Below are 1,664 nucleotides of genomic sequence, written 5' to 3' on the forward strand. Positions count from 1 at the left end.
TTTTTCAAGGTAGTTGTCGCGTCAACCATCCAGCTATGCGGCTTGCTTCGCGTGCTGTTGATCCCGATCAGGGTTCAACAGCACCGTACCAATTGGCTCCCAGTTACGAGTGCGTCCTGACCATCGCTCTGGGTTCCTGCTTCGAGCTTGTTCATACAGCTCATGGCGCAGGGCAAGGATTTGCCTATCCTGACCACGATGACGCTCTGCCGGTGTGACGAAGCGGATCCGGCTGTGCCGGTGTTCGTGGTTGTACCAACGGATAAAATCACGCACCCAGCATCTTGCAGCATCCAAGGTCTCGAAACCCTTGGTCGGCCATTGCGGACAGTACTTCAGCGTTCTGAAAAGAGCCTCCGAATACGGATTGTCATTGCTGACACGCGGTCGGCCCCTTGATGGCGTAATGCCTAACTCATACATCTTGCTCAGCAACGTGGTCGACTTCATCGGCGCGCCGTTGTCCGAGTGCAGTACCAGAGGCTCTCTCAGGCATTGTTCGCTGATCACGCTCCTTTGCAGCAACACTGCGGCCTTGGCGCCGTCCTCATCCTCATGCACCTCCCAGCCGACGCTCTTGCGGCTGTAAATATCCTCGATCAGGTACAGGTAGTAGTACTTTCCACGCACCGAAGACGGCAAGTACGTGATGTCCCACGACCACACACGATTTGGTGCATGAGCCGCATGCGTGGTTGGCTCGGCATTACGTCCAGGACGCTGAGCGCGTCCTCGGTGCTGCCTCTGCCCGGCAGCTCGAAGCACACGATAGAACGTTGACTCCGAGCCTACGTAGATCTGCTTATCGGCCAGCCTCGGCACGATCTGGCTGGGTGGCAAGTGAGCATACTCAGCGCTGTTGCACAGGTTGAGAATCGCTATTCGCTCATGCTCATTCAGCGCATTGGGCGGGGTTGTGCGAACTGTAGTAGTACGCGCATCCGCCACCACCTCTTCCGTTTGAGTCCAACGCTGCAACGTTCTGAGCGTCAATCCAACTTCTTGGCACGCCATCGATTTTCGAGCGCCGGTATTGATCGCCTCTGTCAGCCACGCCACCAGCAGTTGCCGTTCCGGCAGAGCGGTCAATTGTCCTCGTCGTCTACTCCCCAGTAGTCGTTGAGCTTTTTTCGCAGCACCAGTAACGCGGCTGTTTCAGCCAGCGCCTTATCCTTACGGCGCAGTTCGCGCTCAAGCTGTTTAATACGTTTCTGATCCTGACGGGCCTGCTCCCGATCAACCTTGGGCTGCGCTTTTTGAGGGGCCATCCCACTCAGGAAGGCTTGCCGCCAGGCAGCAATCTGCTCGGGATACAAGCCTTTGCGACGGCAGTATTCACCCAGTTCAATCTCGGACAAGCTGGCACATTCGGTGACAGCCGCGAATTTCATTTCTGCCGACCAACTCTCGGTCGGGTGTTTGGGATCGGTCACCACCACACATCCTTCGGCACTGGCTCGTTTGCGCCAGGTATACAGCGACATTTCAGTAACGCCCTCGCGCCTAGCGACTTCGGCCATCGTCAGGTTGAGTGGAGGACTCAGCATCTTGAGCAGTTCGGCTTTGCGCTCAGAGGAATAGTACGGCACAACGGCTCTCTTTCCGCCCCCGGAGTCTGGTTTCAGGTAAATCTGGCGAGGCGACAACTATCCTGACACCGGGGG

1 protein-coding gene is annotated in these 1,664 nt (G+C 56.9%); it reads right to left on the reverse strand.

Translation table 11 applies throughout. The annotated features are described in order from the left end of the window. Positions 1-33 precede the first annotated feature (33 nt). A protein-coding gene (locus tag KUO17_RS26015; RefSeq protein WP_425274901.1) for an IS3 family transposase occupies positions 34-1,589 on the reverse strand; the annotation gives its coding sequence in 2 pieces (ribosomal slippage) (positions 34-1,133 and positions 1,133-1,589; 1,557 coding nt in all). Between the last annotated feature and the right edge of the window lie 75 nt (positions 1,590-1,664).

Origin of the sequence: Pseudomonas aegrilactucae (assembly GCF_019168305.1) — a bacterium.
Taxonomy (GTDB): domain Bacteria; phylum Pseudomonadota; class Gammaproteobacteria; order Pseudomonadales; family Pseudomonadaceae; genus Aquipseudomonas; species Aquipseudomonas aegrilactucae.